This window comes from Alteromonas sp. AWJ4_197 (assembly GCF_056160285.1).
In genome coordinates, this window is the sequence record NZ_JBSWWW010000007.1 from 318,307 (window position 1) to 337,898 (window position 19,592).

Below are 19,592 nucleotides of genomic sequence, written 5' to 3' on the forward strand. Positions count from 1 at the left end.
GGCTGATGTTCAGCCCCAGAGCTTTTCAAGCTGGTAGAAATCTCTCGCTTCATCCTGCATGACGTGCACGATGATGTCACCGAGATCAACAAGAACCCATTCACCGGTCTCTTTGCCTTCAATGCTCAGAGGCGGATGTCCGGCCTGTTTCATTTCTACATGCAGATTATCCGCGATAGACACCACGTGTCGCTTGGAATTACCCGAGCAGATAATCATCAGGTCAGTAATTGTCGACTTACCTTTAACGTCCAGTTGAATGACATCACGGGCTTTCATGTCGTCGATTTTATCTAACACGAATTGTTTGAACTGGTTACTGTCCAAAAGTTCTCCTCAAATACACAAAAAATTAACGTACAACATTTTAACTATAGCGAATTTTACCGCAATTCCCACACCGGTGTCAGTGCAGGTCCGGCATCAAAGTTAATCCGTTAAGCTCTATGCCCATGAACAACATACAAAGGTGTGCAAGCTTGATATAAGGCCTTTCCACTGTATTTTGTTTAAAAGCAAAGTCGGCCTGTTCCAGCGCCTCTCTGATATGGTCAAGGTGGGCAGCGCTCAGCCGGTTCAGTGCCGACTGATAACAGCCCTGACGATTTTTCCAGATCCCGAACTTCATCCACTGGACAGGTTGTCCGGACGATCTGACTTCGTGTAACTGGCTTAAGGTCTGCCATTCACGAATAAATGCCCAGATCAGTATATTAGGTTCAATGCCCTCACTTTCCAGACGGTACAACATGCGGATACAGCGCTGCCGGTCTCCGTTCAGCATGACATCAACCAGCTGAAATACATTGAATCTGGATTGATCGACAATGGCCGCTTCTACCTGTTCAGGTGTAATGGCCTGTCCGGCATAAACCAGCGATAACTTCTGGATTTCCTGATGAGCGGCCAGCATATTGCCCTCACACATATCTGCAATCATGCGGACACAGGCTGCATCGCCGTTAAGTCCGGCTTTTTGCATAGTCTGCTGGATCCATGTGTGAAGATTATTACCTTCCAGTGCATAGCAAATGGAATGAATGCCGGTATCGTCAAGAACCTTGAACCATTTGGCTTTTTGTACATCTTTGCCAATACGGGGACCGTGGATCAGTAACAGAATGTCGTTACCCAGATTCGCTGCTACCGATTGCAGGGTCTGACTACCTTCAGTACCGGGTTTACCGGTAGGTAGTTCCAGTTCAATAATTTGTTGCGAAGCAAATAAGGACAGAGATTGAGTGGCCTCAATTAACTGACTCCAGTTAAAACCACTGTCGGCAACGAATACTGTCCGCTCAGTGAAGCCCTGAGCTCTGGCTTTTTCCCGCACCGCTTCGATCATGGAAAATTTTTGCTGTGGCTCATCACCAAACAGCAAATAACAAGGCTTGAGGCCTTTATCTAGTTCCGCTTCAAAACGGTTTGGATAGATTTGCATGGCAGTTGTTTATTCCGCCACTGCCTGAGAAGACTGGCTGGCTATACGACGGATAATTTTGTCTGCCGCTTCATCCCGCATTTCGCTAAGAACCAGTTCCAGCTCCCGCGATTTTGCCAGCACCTGTTCAGGATCATCCTGGTAATCCCGCAATACTTCAAAATACGCGGGCAGGGGAGCCTTGTCGGGGAAGGTCACTGTATAACGGACACCGTAAATCAGCTCGTATTCAGCTACCTGACCGGTAGAAAACACGGACAATAAACGCCGTTCCAGTTGCTCCGGCTGAATGTTGATCAGAACCGACATGTCCGGAGACGGGCTGTCTGCCAGTGTACCGCCGTGGAGGTCGTACACTGCCAGTTTTTTCTTCAACGCTCTGGCCAGTGGCGCATGGGCCTGCGCAGACGTTACCGCAACGTAATTAACTGATGGCGGCAACGCTTCATTACCGCGCAGATGAAAGCCGCAACCGGTAAGCACCAGTGCGGCTGCGCCTGCTGTTAACAGCCGGAAGAACGTCTTCATCAGTTAGCTACAATGTTAACCAGCTTACCGGGTACTACGATGATTTTGCGCACCGTTTTACCTTCGATAAACTGTTGAACATTGGCCTGGGCAAGGGCATCTGCTTCGACGGCTTCTTTTGCCGCATCTGCTGCCACGGTCATTTTAGCGCGCACTTTACCGTTAACCTGCACTACAATCAGCTTCTCATCTTCTACCAGGGCAGCAGGATCAGCTACCGGCCAGCCGGCATATTCTACAGGTGTATCATGGCCAAGTGCCTGCCACAGGTGATGACAGATATGCGGCGTGATGGGGTTTAGCAAACGCAGCACGCCTTCAACCGCTTCACGCATAATAGCGTGGTCAGTTTCAGACTCCTGAGGTGCCTTTTGCAGATGATTCAGTAATTCCATTACCGCAGCTACGGCAGTGTTGAAGGTCTGACGACGACCCAGGTCATCACTGACCTTGGCAATTGTCTTATGCACTTCACGACGTAACGCTTGCTGATCTTTATTCAGTGCTTGTGCATCAACCTTGCCCGGTGTGCCGGAAACTTCAATGTGCTCACTGACCAGTTTCCAGATACGTTTCAGGAAGCGGTTTGCCCCTTCCACGCCGGAATCAACCCATTCAAGGGTTTGCTCAGGTGGCGCGGCGAACATTGTAAACAGGCGTACAGTATCTGCACCGTACTGATCGATAACCGCCTGAGGATCGATACCATTATTTTTCGACTTTGACATTTTAGTCATGCCGCCGTGTTCTACCGGCGTACCGTCGCTGGTCAGCCAGGCTTTCGTGATCCGGCCTTTATCATCTTTCTCGGTGGAAACAGCCAGCGGCGAATACCAGGTTTTCTTGCCGTTTTCATCTTCACTGAAATAGGAATCTGCCAGCACCATACCCTGACATAACAGGCGTTTAAACGGCTCATCTGACTCTACCAGACCTTCATCACGCAGCAGTTTGTGGAAGAAACGGGAGTAGAGCAGGTGAAGAATGGCGTGTTCAATACCGCCGATGTACTGATCTACCGGCAGCCAGTAATTCGCCTGAGTTGGATCAAGCATGGCATCGCCATTTTGTGCGCAGCTGTAACGGGCATAATACCAGGATGATTCCATAAAGGTATCGAAGGTGTCGGTCTCACGCAGGGCTGGTTCACCGTTAAAGGTCGTTTTTGCCCATTCAGGATCAGCTTTGATTGGCGAAGTTACACCATTCATTTCCACGTCTTCCGGTAACACCACCGGTAATTCACTGGCGGGAACCGGCACAGACTCGCCGTTTTCCAGATTCAGCATTGGAATAGGAGCGCCCCAGTAACGCTGACGGCTTACGCCCCAGTCACGAAGACGGTAATTAACTTTCTTAGTACCCACACCTGCGGCAGATAATTTTTCTGCTATTGCATTGAAAGCGGCGTCGAAGGCTAAGCCATCAAACTCACCGGAGTTAATTAAGGTGCCTTTTTCAGTATACGCAGACGCAGTTAAGTCACAGGTTTCACTGTTACCATCTGCAGGTGTAATGACCTGTTTAACCGGCAGATTGTATTTGGTAGCAAATTCCCAGTCACGCTGGTCATGGCCGGGAACGGCCATGACTGCACCGGAGCCATAGCCCATCAATACGAAATTAGCAGCCCAAACCGGTACTTCCTCGCCGGTGAGCGGGTGAATCGCTGTTAATCCGGTATCACACCCTTTCTTTTCCATGGTGGCCAGTTCTGCTTCAGCCACTTTCGTGTTCTTACATTCTTCGATAAAGGTTGCAAGAGCAGGGTTATGTCTGGCAGCAAATTCTGCCACAGGATGCTGGGCAGCAACGCCCAGGTATGTAACACCAAAGAATGTATCAGGGCGTGTGGTGTAAACGGTCAGGGTTTCCACTTCACCGGCAGGTGTTTTCAGTTTAAAGGTAATATCTACACCTTCTGAACGGCCAATCCAGTTTGCCTGCATGGCGCGAACCTGATCAGGCCAGTCTTCCAGCTGATCCAGGTCAGATAATAATTCTTCAGCGTAGTCTGTAATTTTAATAAACCACTGAGGGATTTCTTTTTGTTCTACCAGAGCACCTGAACGCCAGCCACGACCGTCGATAACCTGTTCGTTGGCCAGTACTGTCTGGTCCACCGGATCCCAGTTAACGGTGGCGTTTTTCTTATATACCAGCCCTTTTTCGTACAGGCGGGTGAAAAACCACTGCTCCCAGCGATAATAGTCAGGTTTACAGGTAGCGACTTCGCGATCCCAGTCATAACCGAAACCCAGCGACTTCAACTGGCCTTTCATATATTCAATGTTTGAATAGGTCCAGTTTGCCGGAGCCGTATTGTTATTGATGGCTGCGTTCTCAGCAGGTAACCCGAATGCGTCCCAACCCATTGGCTGCAGAACATTTTTACCCTGCATGCGCTGGAAACGGCTGATTACGTCACCGATGGTGTAGTTACGTACGTGTCCCATATGGAGACGGCCGCTGGGGTAAGGGAACATTGAAAGGCAGTAGAATTTTTCTTTAGACGCGTCTTCTTCTGCTTTGAAAGACTGATTGGATTCCCAGTACTGCTGGACATCCTGCTCGATTTGTTTCGGGTTGTACTGATTTTCGGCCATCGTGAATAAGGCTTCCGCGTTGGTATTAATTACTTCGTGATTAGCCGCATAGAATACCCCGGCGCGCAGTGCACTCACAATAGGCGGGGGCTACTTTTATCCTTATCTGACGGGATTTTAGTCAGTTTTGGCAGTGGTTAAAAAATCTGCCAGCGCTTTAAGTTGTAATCCCTGGACATGGTCGACAACAGGCGCGAGGTCTTTGTATCCGCTTTCGCTGTATCCCTGAACGTGATACCGAAGCGATATTCTTGTATCTGCGCCGGTTTGTTCCAGTTGCCAGTTCAGAGCGCCGGTCATGCCCATAGCTTGTAACGGCCCCAGTCCGCCGGTCATTACCAACTGCTTTGCAGGGTCAACAAAACTTATCCGCATGTGTTCAGCACTCCGTTCACCGGCCCGTTCGCAAAAACAACCGCCGGCACGGGCATCAATACTGAAGGTGCCCGTCCACCATGAGTGATCTTTGGGCCACCACCGGTCGACATCGTTTACCAGCGCTTGCCAGACAGTGTCAGCCGCTGCGTTCACCGAAACGGTATTAAGAACAATAAAGCCGCCGTTACCACTGCTTTCCACTTTGGCAGAGGTGTTAAAGGATAAAATTAAACTCAGGAGGGCGAGTGCAGCAGTGGTTTTAGTCATGGACGCTCATAATCCTTAAAATTTTGCTGGCAATACGGTTAATAATGCCCATTAAACCGTAATGTGGTGCTTTTTGATACAATTTATCAAAACAAGTGGAGAAAAATGGCTGATACAGCCTTTTTATGGTTTGACAGTGGGAATTTTTCGCGTTTCACTTGATCTTATCTCCACAAAATCAAACCTGCCGGCTAACGGAGCAGTTTGATGATATAAGGTAAACAGGCAGTTATGACCGACCTTTCCGTTCTGCGCGCTAAATATGCTTTATCTCCCGCAGCACTGACACCGTCGCTGAACCGGCGGCAGATAAACCAGGCTTTAAAAGATGAGGAAGCCGTTAATGCAACCTTTATTGGCCAGGAGCGTGCCCGTGAAGCATTGTCATTCGGCCTTGGCGTACGCAACCGCGGATATAACCTCTATGTGATGGGGGAGCCGGCCACCGGACGGTTCTCGCTGGTAAAGGATTACATTGAGCGTCAGGTGGCATCATTGCCTTCACCGGAAGACTGGGTCTATCTGAATAACTTTGATGAAGAACGTGAACCCTTTGTTCTGCGCATGGCGCCGGGTGAAGGCAAAGATCTGGTTAAAGATATAAACGGTCTGATTGACGACTTGCTTGATACATTTCCGGCAGCTTTTGACAACCCGGGCTATCAGCGTCAGAAGTCAGCCATTTCCAGAGAATTTGAGCGCCGTTATGATGAAGCCATCGATGCAGTGGAACGCTACGCGCAGGCTCATGATGTAGCCCTTTATGACGAATCTAACGCCATTACCTTCGCCCCGATAGTAAACGGTAAACCCGTTACCGATGAAGAATTTGCCGTACTCGATGATGACAAGCGTCAGTATTTTTATGACTTGATTGCTGAACTTGAAAACCGTCTCAGTGAAAGTTTACTCGGGTTGCCGGTATGGAAACGTGAAAGTTCTGAGCGTATCAGGCAACTGAATAAGAAAACCGCAGAGCAGGGGATCAGACCCTTACTCAAAGTACTGGAACATAAATATGCCGGCCATCTCGGCGTACTGAAAACCCTGCGGCGCATGCGTTCCCATCTGGTAGACACCATCGTGTCACTGCTGGCAGAGGAGTCAAAAGAGGACAAGCCCGACGAACTCGACAGACGGCTTTATCTGGAAGAACTTTATTTGCCTAATGTGCTGGTGGGTCATCAGTTACAGGACGGCGCGCCGGTGGTGTATGAGCCGAACCCTACCTATCAAAACTTGTTTGGTAAAATTGAGTACACCAACCTGCATGGCAGTGTTTATACCAATTACAGAATGATAAGAGCAGGGGCTTTGCACCGTGCCAATGGTGGCTATCTGTTACTGGATGTTGATCAGGTCATAGAGCAGCCCTTCGTGTGGGATGCACTGAAACTGGCGATAAAATCCGGTTCATTGAAAATGGATCTTCCCCAGCAGGATGTGGGTATGGTGAACGCCATCACATTAAACCCGCAACCGGTGGACCTGGATGTGAAAGTGATACTGCTGGGTTCACGGGATCTCTATTATACCCTGCAGGATTATGATGATGAATTTGACGAACTGTTCAGAGTGCTGGTGGATTTCGATTACGAAATACCGGTAACCCGTCAATCTACTTTTGATTTTACGGGAAAGGTGCGTCATCACCTCAGCGAATGCGGCTTAAGCGGGATTTCCTCTAAAGCCATGCAGCGGCTGGTGGAATATTCCCTGCGTATGGCTGAACATCAGCAAAAATTCTCAGCCCATTTTGCCGAAGTCATAGAGCTTATCAATGAGGCCCGGTATTTTGCGGCTCAGCAGCAAAGCACGCATCTTGAACTGGAGCACATTGAAATTGCACTGAGTGCGAAAAAACGCCGCACCGGCCGGGTGAGTCATGCACTGCTAAACGACATTAAAGAAGGTCATGTCCTAATCGCTACCGAAGGTAAGTCAGTAGGTACCGTTAATGGCCTGACCGTACTGGAAGTCGGGGGTACAGCATTCGGTACGCCGGCCCGCATTACCTCTACGGTGTATGCCGGTGCCAACGGCGTGGTGGATATTGAACGGGAAGTTGAACTGGGACAACCCATTCACTCTAAAGGGGTTATGCTGTTAACCGGTTATCTTGGAAACAAATATGCCCAGCATTTCCCGTTGACCTTGTCAGCCAATATAGCGCTGGAACAATCCTACGGACACATTGATGGTGACAGTGCCTCGCTGGCAGAACTTATTGCACTGATATCTGCATTGACGGAAATTCCGGCTACCCAGTCTCTGGCAGTAACCGGCTCAATTAACCAGTACGGTGAGGTACAGGCAGTAGGCGGCGTGAACGAAAAAATTGAAGGCTTTTTCGATTTATGCCAGCACCGCGGGCTTACCGGTAGTCAGGGGGTGATTATCCCTAAATCCAATGCCATTAACCTGGTACTGGATAAAGCAGTTATTGATGCAGTAAAAAAAGGGCTTTTCCATATTTACACTGCTGAAACCGTGGATGATGCCATTTCACTGTTGATGGAAAAAGAAGCCGGCAATATGACGTCCCGCGGGCGTTATCCGAAAAATTCGGTGAACTATCATGCCGTGAACCGCCTTTATAACATTGCACTGATTGTTAACGGAGGCGACGATGAATAAACACATAATAAAAAACGTCAGAAGGTGGCAGGAAAGATGAAAAAGTTATCTACGGGGAGTTTATTTGCGGGGAGTATAATTACCGGAATGGTAACGGGTAGAAAACTAACAGCTTTAGTTGCCCTGACGCTCTTCAGCACGGGCGCATTCAGTGCACCTGAAACTCCGGAGTTATCTCTGCAGGAAGCTGAGCGGTTGTCAGAGATGCCGCTGCATTGTGTAACAACAGAGTACCCGAACAAGTTAAATCAAACATTATCCGGTCCACAGGACTTGCAGGGACCGGCTGCACTGCACCCCGCCTTTTACGGGTGTTTTGACTGGCACTCCAGCGTACACGGTCACTGGATGCTGGTAAATCTGCTCCGCCATTTTCCTGATCTTGCCAAAGCGACAGAAATTAAAGCAAAGCTTAAGGAAAACCTGACCGCAGATAAAATTCTTCAGGAAGTGGCATATTTTGAAAAACCACAAAATGCCAGTTTTGAGCGCACTTATGGCTGGGCCTGGTTACTGGCTCTGGCCGCAGAACTGAAACTTTGGGATGACACCGGGGCTGCTGAACTGAGTCAGAACCTGTCTCCCCTGACTGAACTGATTGTTGGCAAATATCATCAGTTCTTACCAAAGCTGGTGTATCCGGTCCGCACCGGCGAGCATCCGAATACGGCTTTCGGAATGTCGATGGCACTGGATTATGCCCTGATTGCTGATGACAAAGCATTGCAGAGGCTCATTACAGAGCGGGCTGTGCACTGGTTTGGCGGCGATAAACAGTGTCCGCTCTCATGGGAGCCAAACGGCTTCGATTTTCTTTCCCCTTGTTTTGAAGAACTGGATCTGATGCGAAAAGTGATGGATAAGAAGTCCTTCATGAACTGGGCGGAAGGTTTTCTGCCGGCGTTAGATCATGCTGACTTTCACATTGATGTGGCACGGGTAAGTGACCGGACTGACGGTAAACTGGTGCATCTGGACGGGCTTAATTTCAGCCGTGCCTGGGTGATGTATGGCCTTGCAGCAGAATATCCCGATGAATTTGGTCATCTGCGGGCGCTGGCAGACACGCACGTGGCCCATTCATTGCCCGCCATCGTTGATGAAAATTATGAAGGTACACACTGGCTGGGCAGCTTTGCTGTTTATGCGTTACAACAACGTGCCCGCGCCACAGAGTAAATCATTTATTTAGGCGGCATACGGAGTGCGCCATCAAGACGGATGGTCTCACCGTTTATATAGGTGTTAAGTGCAATATGCGCCACCAGTGCTGCAAATTCCTGTGGCAGACCAAGCCGTTTAGGGAAGGGCACATTGGCGCTCAATGCTGCCTGAACGTGCTCCGGCATGGCCAGTAACATGGGAGTGCCCATTACGCCGGGCGCAATTGCATTAACACGGATCCCCACAGCGGCCAGGTCCCTGGCCATGGGCAGTGTCATACCGATAATGCCCGCCTTACTGGCCGCGTAGGCGGTCTGTCCGGTCTGCCCCTCGTAGCCGGCAATGGATGCAGTATTAATGATGACACCCCGTTCACCGTTTTCATCTGCTTCCTGTGCGGCCATGGTCTGAGCAGCAAGCCGGCTCACGTTGAAGGTACCGTTAAGATTGATATCGGTTACTTTACGGAACTGATCAAAAGAGGCAGCATTGCCTGTTTTATCAAGCGTTCTCGCAGCCGGTGCGATTCCAGCGCAGGAAACACAAAGGTTAATACGTCCGGCTTTCTCCCGGAAAGCTTGCAATGCGTCAGAAACCTCGTCTTCACTGCAAACATCGACGGGGTAGAAATGTGCATTTCCACCTGCCTCACGGACAGCCTTTTCCCCTTTTTCACGGTCTATATCAAAAAGAGCAACGGTCGCGCCACGCTGCAACAGATGCTGCGCGGTAGCAAAACCCAGTCCTGAACTGCCACCGGTAATGACGGCTGTGATGGAGGAAAGCGGAAGTGTGGTTTGTTCTGACATCATTCTCTGCCCGTTATCAGGTTTACGTTAACGTAAGTGTAACGTGGCAGAGTTTGTTAACAAAGTGATTACATAATAGAAGATGTAAAAAGACTTTATTGTTTTGGCAACTGAATTTTACGCTCTTCGGAAGGGCGGAAGATAATCAGTGTGTGTCCGATGGACTGTACTTTTACAGATTCGGTTTCCCGCACAATAGCATCCATGATCAGTGTTTTTTCTTCACGATCATCGGTAGGCACCTTCACTTTAATCAGTTCGTGGTGTGCCAGTGCGCTGTCAATTTCAGATACAACACCCTCTGTGAGGCCGTTAGCACCTAATTGCACAACGGGTTTCAAAGAGTGGGCCAGGCCCTTAAGGAATTGTTTCTGTTTATTGGAAAGTTTCATTTCGTCGTTTTTCTTTACTATTGATAAATTTGTTTAACCTAAACGCCGGGCCAACGTGGTCACTGACTGAACGTAAAACCATTTATTTTAAGTTAATGCCTTGAAATGCCATATTCTAACGCCATCTTCGTTACAATCCTAACGACATTATGTGCGAATGACAAAAAAGTCGCATAATGCCACCAATTATATAAGCAATACTGAACAGAACTGCACACTTGCACGTAAAACGTTACAAGGCGTTAATTTACGTGGTAACGGGAACGTGTATTGGTGGCTACGGTCTATAATTTGTAGTAGGCTGTAATTTGACGAAGTAAGGATCGCATTTCGTACGGAAACAATGGGAGCGGAGCATGTTCCGGACGCCGGTTTCACCATAGTGAGCGGTAAATGAACATGTTGGCAGTAAATTGTCATCAATCCCGGGTGTTCCGGTATTTTTAGAGGTTAGTAGCTTGAGCGATATGGCAAAAAATTTAATCTTATGGTTGGTTATCGCCGTTGTGTTGATGTCGGTGTTCCAGAGCTTTTCACCTGGTGAATCGACACGTGCACAAACGGATTACACAACATTCCTGAAAGAAGCGAATCAGGGCAATGTCCGCGAAGTTCGCATTGACAGTGAGTCCCGCGAAATCCGCGGCACGAAACGTAACGGCGAAACATTCGTTACCTATATTCCCTATTTTGATGATCAGCTCATTTCAGATTTGGTGAAGAAGGATGTACGTGTATTAGGTGAGCCGCCTGAGAAGCCGTCTATCCTGACGTCTATCTTCATTTCATGGTTCCCCATGCTGCTGTTAATTGCAGTCTGGATTTTCTTCATGCGTCAAATGCAGGGTGGCGGTGGCCGCGGAGCCATGTCTTTCGGCAAAAGCAAAGCCCGTTTGCTGGGTGAAGATCAAATTAAAACCACTTTCGCCGACGTTGCCGGTTGTGACGAAGCGAAAGAGGACGTAGTAGAACTGGTAGACTTCCTGCGCGATCCTTCAAAATTCCAGAAGCTTGGCGGTAAGATTCCTAAAGGCGTTCTGATGGTGGGTCCGCCGGGTACAGGTAAAACATTGTTGGCTAAAGCCATTGCCGGTGAAGCAAAAGTACCGTTCTTTACTATTTCAGGTTCCGACTTTGTTGAAATGTTTGTGGGTGTGGGTGCATCCCGTGTCCGTGACATGTTCGAGCAAGCCAAAAAGGCTGCGCCTTGCATTATCTTTATCGATGAGATCGATGCAGTAGGTCGTCAGCGTGGTGCTGGTCTTGGCGGTGGTCACGATGAACGTGAACAGACACTTAACCAGATGCTGGTAGAAATGGATGGTTTTGAAGGTCACGAAGGTATTATCGTTATCGCAGCGACTAACCGTCCAGATGTCCTTGACCCGGCACTGTTACGTCCCGGCCGTTTCGACCGTCAGGTTATTGTAGGTCTGCCTGATATCCGTGGCCGTGAGCAAATCCTGAAAGTCCACATGCGCAAAGTACCGGTTGGTGACAACGTGGAAGCTTCTGTAATTGCCCGTGGTACACCCGGCTTCTCCGGTGCTGACCTTGCGAACCTGGTTAACGAAGCTGCTCTGTTCGCCGCCCGTGCTAACAAACGCCTTGTGTCGATGGAAGAGTTCGATAAAGCCAAAGACAAGATCATGATGGGTGCTGAGCGTAAGTCCATGGTGATGTCGGAAAACGAGAAAGCCATGACAGCGTATCACGAGGCCGGTCACGCAATCGTTGGCCGTCTTGTTCCTGAACATGATCCGGTTTACAAAGTGTCGATCATTCCCCGTGGTCGTGCACTGGGTGTTACCATGTATCTGCCGGAGCAGGATCGTGTGAGCCATTCCAAGCAACATCTTGAAAGTATGATTTCAAGTCTGTTTGGTGGCCGTATTGCTGAACAAATCATTTACGGCGACGACATGGTGACCACCGGCGCTTCTAATGACATTGAACGTGCAACTGAGATCGCCCGTAAGATGGTCACGCAGTGGGGCCTGTCGAGTAAAATGGGTCCGATGTTGTACGCAGAAGACGAAGGCGAAGTGTTCCTGGGCAAATCCATGTCTAAAGCTTCGCACATGTCTGACGATACTGCCCGCGCCATCGATGCAGAGATTAAATCTTTTATCGATGCAAACTATGATCGTGCTTATAAAATTCTTGAAGAGAATATTGATATTCTGCATTCGATGAAAGATGCTCTGATGAAGTACGAGACCATTGATGCGAAGCAAATTGACGATCTGATGGCACGCCGTGATGTGCGTCCGCCTGCGGACTGGGACGATCGTGCGCCGAAAGGTGGAGACAATCCTCCCGGCGGCAAGCCGGCCCGTGAGGGCGAAATTACCGACGATGGTTTGGATAAGCCACCGGTAGGTAAACCCGGCGACCTTCCGGGCTAAAATCTCCAGGCGCCAGTTTCAACTGGCGCTTTTTGTTTGTGCTTTATAAAGCCAGCTTTCCTCTCCATATTCATAAAGACAGATATACGTTATGCATTTCAAACATACCGAAATCGACCTCAATCAGGCCCGCGTTATGGGTATACTCAATGTCACACCGGATTCCTTCTCAGACGGCGGAGCCCACAATACGGTAGTTAAAGCCGTTGAACATGCCATGCGGATGGTAGAGGCCGGCGCGACATTTATTGACATAGGCGGTGAATCGACACGCCCGGGGGCGCCGGAAGTGTCTGAACAGGAAGAGTTAGACCGCGTGGTGCCGGTGGTAGAGAAACTGGCCGGTCTGGAAGGCGTAGTACTCTCTGTGGACACCAGCAAGGCCACTGTAATGCGGGAAAGCGTGAAGGCCGGAGCGGGTTTAATTAATGATGTCCGCGCCTTGCAGGAACCGGGGGCACTGGAGGCCGCAGCAGAAGCAAAGGTACCTGTGTGTCTGATGCACATGAAAGGTCAGCCGCGAACCATGCAAGCGAGCCCTGAGTATGATGATGTGGCAGACGAAGTGATTAATTTTTTGCTGTCACGCATAGATGCCTGTAAGCATGCCGGTATTGATGACAGCAGCATTCTTCTGGATCCGGGCTTTGGTTTTGGAAAGAGCCTCGACCACAATTATCAACTGCTGGTTGAAATGGGAAGGGTGCAACATCTCGGTTATCCGCTACTGGTTGGTATGTCGAGAAAATCTATGATTGGCCAACTGCTGGATAAACCTGTATCAGAGCGGCTGGCGGGCAGCATTGCCCTTGCCACTATTGCGGCGCAAATGGGCGCAAAAGTGATCCGTGTTCACGATGTGGCAGAAACAATGGATGCGATGAAAATCGTGAATAAGATTCAACAAATAAAAGACAATATTCAAGGAGCCTGAAATGGGTCAGCGCAAGTATTTTGGTACAGACGGCATCAGAGGGAAAGTAGGTGAAAGCGCTATTAATCCCGAGTTTGTCACCAAGTTGGGCTGGGCAGCCGGTAAAGTGCTGGCAGGCCATGGTACAAATAAAGTACTGATAGGGAAAGATACGCGGATTTCAGGTTATATGCTTGAGTCTGCGTTGGAAGCAGGCTTGTCCGCAGCCGGTATTAATATCGGTTTGTTAGGTCCGATGCCCACACCGGCGATTGCTTATCTTACTAAAACATTTCGCTCAGAAGCCGGTATTGTGATTTCTGCGTCTCATAATCCTTATTATGATAATGGCATTAAGTTCTTTTCATCCGATGGTTTCAAACTGGATGACGATATCGAAATTGCCATTGAGTCCATGCTTGATAAGCCAATGACATGCGTTGCTTCCAATAAGTTGGGTAAGGCAACCCGTATCAACGACGCAGCCGGACGTTACATTGAGTTCTGTAAAGGCACGTTCCCGTCAGATCTGTCGTTAAAAGGCATGAAGATTGTTGTCGACTGTGCCCACGGTGCGACGTATCACATAGCACCGAATGTGTTGTCAGAACTTGGTGCAGAAGTTATCGAAATCGGTACTAAGCCGGACGGCCTGAACATTAACGACAAAGTCGGTGCTACTTCAATGAACGCCATCGTGGAAAAAGTGCTTGAGACAGGCGCTGACATGGGGTTTGCTCTGGACGGTGACGGCGACCGAATTATGCTGGTTGATCACCTGGGTAACGTGCTGGATGGTGATCAGATTTTATATATTATCGCCCGCGATGCGCTTAAATCCGGTCGTTTATCCGGTGGTGTAGTGGGTACACTCATGAGCAATCTGGGTCTGGAAGTGGCTTTGGGCAAATTATCCATTCCGTTCGCCCGCAGTGCTGTAGGTGACCGTTACGTAATGGAGTTACTGCAGCAGAAAGGCTGGGCTATCGGTGGTGAAAATAGTGGTCACGTGCTGAACTTAAATGTGGCATCTACCGGAGACGGTATTGTCGCCGGTCTTCAGGTCATCACTGCCATGTTACGTTCGGGCATGGATTTGCACGATTTAAGCGGCGGGTTTGATAAATTTCCGCAAAAACTGATTAATGTCCGTTATGATGAGTCCTCTGATAATCCGTTGGCCATGTCTGCTGTTACAGATGCAGTGAAAGAAGCTGAAAGTTCACTGGGTAAAACAGGGCGGGTATTGCTACGTAAAAGCGGTACAGAACCGTTGATCCGGGTGATGGTAGAATCCGACGATGAAATGCAGTCTCTGAAATGGGCTGAGTTTATCGCCGATGCTGTACGCAAAGTGGCCAATTGATTGATTCGTCATAAATATTATCATTTTTAGGCTTGTATAATAGGGCGGATATCGTTAATATCAGGCCCGCTTCAGGTCAGGGCAGGGATAAATTGTGGATACAGTGAGTCGTAAGCTTCTGGTTGCCGGAAACTGGAAGATGAACGGAAGTCGTTCATTGGTAGAAGAATTTGCAGCGTCTTTTGACAGGACTGCAGCAGAAAATATTGATGTTGTGATTTGTCCGCCATCAATTCTTATTCCAGCTTTCTCAGGTAAAGGTATCGCCACCGGTGCTCAGGATGTGAGTGCATGTGATAATGGTGCACATACCGGCGATTTATCCGTCACAATGCTGAAAGAGTTTGACTGCAAATATTGTATTGTCGGGCATTCAGAGCGTCGTGATGACCATGGTGAATCCAGTCAACTGGTTGCTGAAAAAGCCCTGAAGCTGATTGAAGCAGGAATTACACCGGTAATTTGTTGTGGCGAACCTCTTTCAGTAAGAGAAGCCGGACAAGTTAACGAGTTTGTTGAAGCACAGTTGAAAGCCGTATTCGATTTGATTCCGGTTTCTTCACTGAAAAATGCCGTTATAGCTTATGAGCCAATCTGGGCAATCGGTACGGGTGTTACAGCGTCGCCGCAGGAAGCTCAGGATGTTCATAAATTCATTCGTGAGTTCATTGCTTCATATGACGGTTCACTTGCTGCTTCAATGCAGATATTATACGGCGGCAGTGTGAAGCCGGATAACGCAAAAGAATTGTTCGGCCAGCCTGATATTGATGGCGGCTTAATTGGCGGAGCAAGTCTTAAAGCGTCAGATTTTAACGCAATCTGCCAGGCGGCAAATTGACGAGGTAATTATGTTATACGAAGTGCTTTTAGTCGCTTATTTGATTGTAGCGTTGATGCTTATTGGTTTTGTACTTATCCAGCAGGGTAAAGGTGCAAACATGGGCGCTTCGTTTGGTAGCGGTGGTTCTAATACCGTATTCGGTTCTTCGGGTTCTGGTAATTTTATGACCAAAACCACGTCTGTACTGGCTACCTTATTTTTTGTATTGAGTTTATTCTTAGGTAACATCACAGCGAACACAGAAAAAGCCGAAGACGGCTGGCAGGATCTTGAAGTTCCTGTAGAGCAACAGGAATTACCTGCTGCTGATGATGTTCCTGCTGCAGATGCATCTGATGTTCCGGTTTCTGACGTACCGGCAACAGATTCAGCAGAAGGTGATATTCCTAACTAAAAGTTTTGCGGAAGTGGTGGAATTGGTAGACACGCCATCTTGAGGGGGTGGTGACTTCGGTCGTGCGGGTTCAAGTCCCGCTTTCCGCACCAAACTGAAAGCCCCGGCTTAAACGCCGGGGCTTTTTTTATGTCTGTAATATTTGTCCTTCTTTGCGGTTAGCCGGAGGTAACACTCAGCGGACAGTGCGGCTTTTCATATTTGCCCTTAACATTCTGGCATCATTCTGGCTTCATCCCTTGTAACTGTATTTATTAGTCAACAGAAAGGGAAAACTATGGATATTCTTCGCATATTACTGTCAATTTTACTGCCTCCGCTGGGTGTATTTTTACAGGTTGGCATCGGGGTGCAGTTCTGGATTAATATTCTGCTGACGTTACTGGGTTACATCCCTGGAATCGTTCACGCAGTGTATATCATCGCAACCCGTTAAGTTCAGACTGTTGCGGCTGCATTCACGGCAGCCGCAACATCTTTCCTGTCTTTTTCGCAATGCAGATGTAGGGCTGCAAGGTCATTGACAGCCTCAACCTGCTTTTGAATTGTCCCTTTGTATTCTTCCGGCAACTTTTCTTTCAATGTTTTGAGACAGCCAAGGAGATGCAACATTACATCCACGTGAGATGAGCCCGCCTGCCTTATCTGGTCAAATGCAGTGTTAAGAACAGACTCAAAGGTGTAAGTCCTTCGTTGCATCCACACGTCGACATGACTGTTCATCACCGTGTCACAGGGAAATTCACATTCGGACATCAGTAAGCAAACGGCTGTGAGACGGTCTGCACAGGTCATTGCTGTTATCGGATCATTGATGCCGGGTGACAGAGCTCTGAGTGCCACTTCCACGAGTTGCGTTAATGAAAATTCCGGGTCCTGCAATGATGTTCTGCGCTTACCCGGCACAAAACACGAAAGATAAAAATCACGGCTGTCGTTGCTAAGCTTTTCACTGCTGTGCACAGTGATAATTGTTTCACCGGGTACCACATAATCACCGGCACGAACATACACTTTCACGCCGTCAATACCGTCACCGGACAACAAGCTGAGATAGTCTATGGTTTGGATATACCCGGCTTTGTCCAGCGAGAGATGCGTAGTGACAGGACTATCGTTGATCAGGGCCGGTGCAAGGCGATGGTGGCCCTTCTCCTCGTCGGTCAGTGCAAATAAATTTTTCAGATTGTCAGTGCACTCGCGGTAACAGCGGTTAATGATTTCATCCACCTGAATAAATCTGGCGATATGGTGAATGTAATAAATTAATACCAGAGTGTCAGCAATACCGATGGCAAGGACAATCAGCGAGAGTACTGAAGATATAACCAAATCGGTGTCACTGACACTGATGCGGTGGAGTGCGCTTAAGCAAAATATAAAGGTGGAGGTGAGGATCCCCAGTACGCACTGGGTACCGCGGTCGTCCATAAATGTCTGCAGCAGTCTGGGCCCGAACTGAGAAGATGCCATGGTCAGAGCGACCAGTGTCATTGAGAACGCTATGCTCGTGGCAGTAATGATAGACGTTGCAATTGCAGAGATAAGATCACTGGCTTCTTCGGCAGGTACCGGAGGGATAAGGTTTTTGAATACCGCTTCAGACACTACCTCCGGCGTATAGTAAATCAGAGTGTAACCCAGCAAAAATGCAGTAAACATCATGCATACTGGTATAAACCAGTAACTGGCACGTATTCCTTCCCATCTTGCTCTGGCAAAGCTGGTGACAGGTTTTATCATAGTCAGGCGTTCCCTTTTCCTGTTCGAACTAATCGCGGGCAGTCAGTACGGTGAGGTTGCCGGGTATCGCTTGTACTTCCAGCTTATCTGCTTCACGTATTTCTCCGTCGATGGCATAACTTGCCTGCTCAGGAAGGGTGACGGTGATACTTTTTACCTGTCTGTGTTTTATTCGCCCTGAATTTTGCTTACTGGTTTTAGTCGTGAAGATAAGTTCGGCCAGCGATAGAAACTGTGTTTCACTGTCCTCCTGTGAGGTCAGCCAGGTAATGTCCAGTTTTCCGTCGGTTACGTCCGGTTCGTCGCCGCCCTGAGCCAGTGCTGTGGTCACCGGTGCAGCATTCGCTATAACGAAGCTCGGAGTAGTAATGGTCTCAGTTTCATTATTGTCAAAACTGACCTCCAGTTTCATGTCGGTGTTTGCAGATATTGCCTGCCATAAACCGCGCAAGTAAGCCATCTGTCCGCCTTCGTTCTTCTCTTCACGGTCAGCAGACGCAATCATTTCCTGTTCAAAGCCTACGGCTGCAACCAGTAACATCAGTTCTCCGTTGCACATTGCAGTATCAACGGCCCGTGTGTGTCCGTCGATAATGACATCACAGGCCGTCTGAATGGGCATGAGTTTGCTGATGTAACCATGGAATACCTGACTGAGGGCATTTGCCGTGCCAAGAGGAATAACACCCAGCACCGCACGGTTGTCTGTGCATACACTGGCTACTTCAGTGACTGTTCCGTCACCGCCACAGGCGACAATGATATCCGTACCCTGATTGAGCGCCTTCTCAGCAAGCTCCGTTGCTGAGTATTCCGGGGTGGTTTCACTTACCGTTACCCTGAAATGAGGGTTTAGTTCTGAAAGAATATGTTCTTTTTCCTGCTCCCATTTACCGCCACCGGCGACCGGATTGGCGATGAGGCACAATGTACGTGTCAATTTGAGGCGGCCACCAGATTTAACACTCTTAAGTGCCGCCAGTTGCTTTTTGTTTAACCTGGCCGTTTGTCTGACAGACTGGATTTGATTCATGGCATCCATCACTGAGAGCGTCTGATCTTTTGCCAGTAACCAGGCTGCAACTGTCAGTACTGAACGTCCCCGTCCCAGTGCACAATGTACAACGACTTTTTTTCCTGCTGACGTTTGCTGCTGGATCCAGTTTATGGCAGTGGTAAGTTGTTCCGGTGTCGGACTGGTATGATCAAGAACAGGGATATTCAGATAAGCACAGTCATACTGGTACGCAGACCAGTCAAGGCCATCAAATTCAGCCGTGACATCAAGAATGGCATCCACGCCTTCTTCTTTCAGCGCCGCGACATCACTACCTGACAATCTGCAGGCAAGATACAACTGAGGCTCAATTCTTTGGATAGGAGGTACTTTGTCGTATTTTCTAGCCCATGCATTATAGGTTCCCGTACCGAGTAAAAAAGGGATGAATATCCACCTGATGTAGAAGGGGATAGAGCCGTCTTCACGTTTACGAAAAAGAGCAGGGTAGTTTACGATGTACGCCAGTGAAACGGCTGCCAGTGAAAATCCGCTCCACCAAAAAACAACAACTGCAGGCCACCAGGGAATAAGAAAACCCAGTGCAAATGCTAATATCGCGCCGGCCAGATAATACTTCACCATTTTCACAAAGTGTCTCCTTTCCTGTATTGAACTATGCTGCTGTCATTACGTAATGAAATA

17 protein-coding genes and 1 tRNA gene are annotated in these 19,592 nt (G+C 48.6%); 9 read left to right on the top strand and 9 right to left on the bottom strand.

The genetic code is table 11. The annotated features are described in order from the left end of the window. Positions 1–9: 9 nt before the first annotated feature. The 5 genes from rsfS to ACXAGC_RS17345 form a co-directional block, all read right to left on the bottom strand. A complete protein-coding gene (gene rsfS / locus ACXAGC_RS17325) occupies positions 10–327 on the bottom strand; it encodes a ribosome silencing factor (RefSeq protein ID WP_119501121.1) in 318 nt (105 codons plus the stop codon). 79 nt (positions 328–406) lie between these two features. Continuing rightward, positions 407–1,441 (bottom strand): DNA polymerase III subunit delta, encoded by a 1,035-nt coding sequence (gene holA / locus ACXAGC_RS17330; protein WP_474845777.1) that lies wholly within the window; start codon positions 1,439–1,441, stop codon positions 407–409. A gap of 9 nt (positions 1,442–1,450) precedes the next feature. Then, entirely contained in the window at positions 1,451–1,969 is a 519-nt protein-coding gene (locus ACXAGC_RS17335) for an LPS-assembly lipoprotein LptE (protein WP_119501123.1), read from the bottom strand. Continuing rightward, positions 1,969–4,575, bottom strand: coding sequence for a leucine--tRNA ligase (leuS, locus tag ACXAGC_RS17340; protein ID WP_474845975.1), 2,607 nt, complete (start codon positions 4,573–4,575; stop codon positions 1,969–1,971). Before leuS ends, ACXAGC_RS17335 begins: the two co-directional genes overlap by 1 nt. A 117-nt stretch (positions 4,576–4,692) precedes the next feature. Further along, the gene (locus tag ACXAGC_RS17345; RefSeq protein ID WP_474845779.1) at positions 4,693–5,220 is read right to left on the bottom strand and encodes an SRPBCC family protein; all 528 of its coding nucleotides are present in this window, start codon (positions 5,218–5,220) and stop codon (positions 4,693–4,695) included. 231 nt (positions 5,221–5,451) lie between these two features. On the opposite strand from ACXAGC_RS17345, the gene ACXAGC_RS17350 reads away from it, so the two are divergent. Both ACXAGC_RS17350 and ACXAGC_RS17355 read left to right on the top strand, forming a co-directional pair. Next, positions 5,452–7,857: a Lon protease family protein gene (locus tag ACXAGC_RS17350; protein WP_474845781.1), complete on the top strand. Its 2,406-nt coding sequence runs from the start codon at positions 5,452–5,454 to the stop codon at positions 7,855–7,857. An 87-nt stretch (positions 7,858–7,944) separates the two neighbouring features. Then, positions 7,945–9,036 carry a DUF2891 domain-containing protein gene (locus ACXAGC_RS17355; protein WP_474845783.1) on the top strand — a complete coding sequence of 364 codons (1,092 nt, stop codon included), beginning with the start codon at positions 7,945–7,947 and terminating at the stop codon, positions 9,034–9,036. A 5-nt stretch (positions 9,037–9,041) separates the two neighbouring features. On the opposite strand, the gene ACXAGC_RS17360 is transcribed toward ACXAGC_RS17355, so the two are convergent. Next, the gene (locus ACXAGC_RS17360) at positions 9,042–9,833 is read right to left on the bottom strand and encodes a 3-hydroxyacyl-CoA dehydrogenase (RefSeq protein WP_474845785.1); all 792 of its coding nucleotides are present in this window, start codon (positions 9,831–9,833) and stop codon (positions 9,042–9,044) included. 92 nt (positions 9,834–9,925) lie between these two features. Then, complete coding sequence (gene yhbY, locus ACXAGC_RS17365) at positions 9,926–10,222, bottom strand: ribosome assembly RNA-binding protein YhbY (RefSeq protein ID WP_119501126.1); 297 nt, start codon at positions 10,220–10,222, stop codon at positions 9,926–9,928. Positions 10,223–10,680: 458 nt separating this feature from the next. On the opposite strand from yhbY, the gene ftsH reads away from it, so the two are divergent. The 7 genes from ftsH to ACXAGC_RS17400 all read left to right on the top strand — a co-directional run bounded on the left by ftsH (position 10,681) and on the right by ACXAGC_RS17400 (position 16,583). After that, a complete protein-coding gene (ftsH, locus tag ACXAGC_RS17370) occupies positions 10,681–12,630 on the top strand; it encodes an ATP-dependent zinc metalloprotease FtsH (RefSeq protein ID WP_119501127.1) in 1,950 nt (649 codons plus the stop codon). A 91-nt stretch (positions 12,631–12,721) separates the two neighbouring features. Beyond that, positions 12,722–13,564, top strand: coding sequence for a dihydropteroate synthase (gene folP, locus ACXAGC_RS17375; RefSeq protein ID WP_474845788.1), 843 nt, complete (start codon positions 12,722–12,724; stop codon positions 13,562–13,564). 1 nt (position 13,565) lies between these two features. Then, the gene (gene glmM, locus ACXAGC_RS17380; RefSeq protein WP_119501129.1) at positions 13,566–14,909 is read left to right on the top strand and encodes a phosphoglucosamine mutase; all 1,344 of its coding nucleotides are present in this window, start codon (positions 13,566–13,568) and stop codon (positions 14,907–14,909) included. A 94-nt stretch (positions 14,910–15,003) separates the two neighbouring features. Next, complete coding sequence (gene tpiA, locus ACXAGC_RS17385; RefSeq protein ID WP_474845790.1) at positions 15,004–15,750, top strand: triose-phosphate isomerase; 747 nt, start codon at positions 15,004–15,006, stop codon at positions 15,748–15,750. A gap of 10 nt (positions 15,751–15,760) precedes the next feature. After that, the gene (secG, locus tag ACXAGC_RS17390; RefSeq protein WP_119501131.1) at positions 15,761–16,147 is read left to right on the top strand and encodes a preprotein translocase subunit SecG; all 387 of its coding nucleotides are present in this window, start codon (positions 15,761–15,763) and stop codon (positions 16,145–16,147) included. Between the two features lie 7 nt (positions 16,148–16,154). Continuing rightward, positions 16,155–16,239: transfer RNA gene (locus tag ACXAGC_RS17395), tRNA-Leu, on the top strand. Between the two features lie 185 nt (positions 16,240–16,424). Continuing rightward, positions 16,425–16,583, top strand: a complete 159-nt coding sequence (locus tag ACXAGC_RS17400; RefSeq protein WP_119501215.1) for a YqaE/Pmp3 family membrane protein — start codon at positions 16,425–16,427, stop codon at positions 16,581–16,583. 2 nt (positions 16,584–16,585) lie between these two features. Here ACXAGC_RS17400 and ACXAGC_RS17405 read toward each other — a convergent pair whose 3' ends face one another. Together ACXAGC_RS17405 and ACXAGC_RS17410 are read right to left on the bottom strand one after the other, a co-directional pair. Beyond that, positions 16,586–17,890: a DUF2254 domain-containing protein gene (locus tag ACXAGC_RS17405; RefSeq protein WP_474845793.1), complete on the bottom strand. Its 1,305-nt coding sequence runs from the start codon at positions 17,888–17,890 to the stop codon at positions 16,586–16,588. Between the two features lie 28 nt (positions 17,891–17,918). After that, positions 17,919–19,538 (bottom strand): diacylglycerol kinase family protein, encoded by a 1,620-nt coding sequence (locus ACXAGC_RS17410; RefSeq protein WP_474845795.1) that lies wholly within the window; start codon positions 19,536–19,538, stop codon positions 17,919–17,921. Between the last annotated feature and the right edge of the window lie 54 nt (positions 19,539–19,592).